Origin of the sequence: Jatrophihabitans lederbergiae (genome assembly GCF_031845305.1) — a bacterium.
GTDB lineage: Bacteria > Actinomycetota > Actinomycetes > Mycobacteriales > Jatrophihabitantaceae > Jatrophihabitans_A > Jatrophihabitans_A lederbergiae.
Genome location: NZ_JAVREH010000126.1, coordinates 1 through 3015, shown reverse-complemented (window position 1 = coordinate 3015; position 3015 = coordinate 1). Strand labels below are relative to the sequence as shown.

Sequence of the window (3015 nt, the reverse complement as noted above, 5' to 3'; positions counted from 1 at the left end):
CCCTGTTATAGGCGGCCGTCGTTGATGGCTTGGGTGACCCAGGGGATGACTTCGTCGAGCATGGTGTCGAGGGTGGTGTTGCATTGGATGCCGAGGATGTTCTTGGCTTTTTGGATGTCGGGTACGCGTTTTTGGACGTCGTATTCGTAGGCTTGGTCGTGGATGAGGTTGAGGGGGGTGTCGCCTTTGATTTTTTTCCAGATCACTTCGGCCAACTCACGGACGCTGGTGCTTTCGGGGGTGGAGATGTTGAAGTCGTTGTTGTGGGCGGCGTCGGAGGCCATGCATTCGATGATTCCTTTGGCGAGGTCGCCGCCGTAGGTGTAGTGCCGGATCTGGTTGCCCTGACCGAGGATGTGTAGTGGGTCCTGGCCCTTGACGATCTTCTGGACGAGGTCGGGGACGACGTGGCTCATGGCGAGTGTGACGTTGCCCGAGGCGATCTCGACGTCGCCGAGGGCGCGGCCCTCGCCGATGCCGACGCAGTTGAAGGGGCGGATGATGGTGTAGGGCAGTTGGTATTGGTCCCAGGCGGCTTTGGCGAAGTACTCCACCGCCAACTTCTGGAAGCCGTAGGAGGACAGCGGTGGTGGGATCTTGCGTTCGTCGCCCTCTGTGGAGGGCCAGTGCTCGGCCGACTCGAACACCATCGAGGAGGAGAGGTAGGTGACCTTTTTCAGGCTGCCGTTGGTGTGGGCGGTGATCGCGGCGTCACATTGGGAGGCCATGATCCGTTCGTTGGTGGCGAGCAGGTCATAGGCGTAGGCGTGGAAGTAGGAGATGCCCCCGATCAGGGCCGCCCCGGCGATGAAGTGGTCACAGTCCATCAGGAGTTTGGTCATCAGCTCCACATCCCGGGCGTCGCCCTGGATGAAGGTGTAGTCGGGGTGCTGGTCATAGGACTTCACGACGGGGCCGTACTTGGAGTAGTTGTCGATGCCGAGCACCGCGTAACCGCGGGCCAGCAGCTCCTCGACGACGTAGCCGCCAATGAACCCGGCCGAGCCCGAGACCATGACCTTCTGCTGTGCGCCTGCCTGCTGTGGGTGTTGGGTGTTCACGGTGTCTGCTTTCTGGTGGGTTTGTTGTTCTGTTCGGCGATACCGGCCGCGGCCCGGGTGACCTGTTCGGTGCTCAGCGCCGGGCCGAACGCGAAGCGGTACCAGCGCAGGTAGCGGGGGATCCACGCCGCGAGTTGGAAGTTCGATGATCCCATGGTGCGGTCGAGCCAGATGGTGGGCACCTCGGCCACCGGCCGGCGTAGCCGGCGGGCCTTGGCGGTCAGTTCCAGGCCGATCTCGAACCCGCTGCGGCTGTCGATGCCGACCTCGCGAATGAACCCGGTGGAGTAGGCCTTGAAGCTGTTCGTGGCGTCGCGGGTACCGACCCGGCCGAACACACCCAAGGACCGGCCGGCGGTGCGTGAGAGCAACGTCTTCAACCACGCCCCGCCGACCTGCTGACCGCCCGCGCAGTACCGCGAGGCTGCGGCGACCACCACCCCCCGCTCGACGAGGCGGGCCAGGGCGTCGATCTGGCGCGGGTCATCGCTGCCATCAGCCATGGTGACGACGACGACCGGGTTCTTCACCTGGTCGATGCCGAACCGGATCGCGTTCGCCGGTCCCCGGCCGTAGCTGCTGATCAGGGTCCGCAACCGCGGCTCACGGGCGGAGTATGCCTGCAGGACGGGCACGGTGGTGTCGGCTGGGAAGTCGACCACGACCAGGATCTCGAACTCTGACTCCACCGCGTCGACGATCCGGTCCAGCACCGCCACGATCCCCGACCCCTCGTTGTAGGCCGGAATCACCACCGACACCGCCACACTCATACGACGGTGCCTTGGCCGAGGAGGTTCCACACGTCGGCGACCGGCACGCCTGGTTGCAGGGAGCGGTACTGCTGGTGGGGTGCGCCGATGATCAGCAGGTCGGAGTTGGCGAGTACGTGCTCCAGCGGCTCGAGGTTCTGATCCACCGTGACGTAGGGGTCGGTGCACAGGACGGACTTGGCCCGGAACTCCAGGATCCGTTTGAGTTTGTAGGACAGGCTGGAGCGGATGTCATCGCTCTCACCCTTGAACGCCATGCCCAGGATCCCGACCCGCAGGTTGGCCAGGTCATACTTCGCCTCGAGTTTGGAGACCAGATACAGCGGCAGCCCCTCGTTGACCAGCATCGCCGAATGTCCCAGCACGAAGGAGTTGTCGGTGAACGCCGCCAGCTGCATGGTGTCCTTGAACAGGCACGGCCCCGCCGCGAAACCGGCACCGGGCAGGTCCGCGGCCCGCGGATAGTCCAACGCCAGAGCGTTACGGATCCGGTCGAAGTCCAGGCCCTGGTCATTGGCCATCACATAGAACTGGTTCGCCGCGGCGAACTTGATGTAACGCCAGGTGTTGGTGAACAACTTCGCCAGCTCCGCCTCCTCCGGGCTCAGCTCCACGACGGTGTCGGTCAACGTGTGAAACAGTGCCGCGGCGCGCTGGCGGACCTGCGGGGTGCGCGCGGACACGATCTGGGGCAGCGTGAACAGCTCCTGCATCGCCTTGCCCTCAGCGATCCGCTCCGGGCAGAACGCGACCTCCACATCCACACCCTGCCCGCCCAGCAGCTTCTCCACCCGCCGGGTCACCCCGGGATAGACGGTGCTACGCAACACCAGCAACTGACCCGAACGGAAATACTCCTTACACTCATCCAACGCCCGCGGCACCGCATGCGGATCCGGGTTGAGGTGCTCATCCACCGGCGTACCGATCACCACCACAATGTGCTCACCCCGACTCACCACACTCCGGTCGACGCTCGCCTCCAACCGCCCAGCCGCCAACACCCGACGCAGCACCTGCGCCGCACCATCCTCACGAAACGGCAACTCACCAGCCAGGATCGTCTTCACCGCCAGCTCATTCACATCAAAAATCGCCACCCGCAGACCCCGATCAGCAAACGCGATCGCCAACGGCAAACCAACATGCCCACCCCCACCAACCACAACCACGTCGAAGTC

At 64.2% G+C, this 3015-nt stretch carries 3 protein-coding genes; all 3 read right to left on the bottom strand.

Features of this window, described 5'->3' with window-relative positions:
• Window positions 1-5 precede the first annotated feature (5 nt).
• From RM423_RS24360 to RM423_RS24350, 3 genes are read right to left on the bottom strand one after another with little or no spacing between them, the layout of a single operon-like run.
• On the bottom strand, window positions 6-1016 hold the full coding sequence (locus RM423_RS24360; protein ID WP_396327873.1) for an NAD-dependent epimerase/dehydratase family protein: 1011 nt from the start codon (window positions 1014-1016) through the stop codon (window positions 6-8).
• A 41-nt stretch (window positions 1017-1057) separates the two neighbouring features.
• Window positions 1058-1834, bottom strand: coding sequence for a glycosyltransferase family 2 protein (locus RM423_RS24355; protein WP_311425628.1), 777 nt, complete (start codon window positions 1832-1834; stop codon window positions 1058-1060).
• Window positions 1831-3006: a nucleotide sugar dehydrogenase gene (locus RM423_RS24350; RefSeq protein WP_396327872.1), complete on the bottom strand. Its 1176-nt coding sequence runs from the start codon at window positions 3004-3006 to the stop codon at window positions 1831-1833. The genes RM423_RS24355 and RM423_RS24350 overlap by 4 nt, the downstream gene beginning before the upstream one ends.
• Between the last annotated feature and the right edge of the window lie 9 nt (window positions 3007-3015).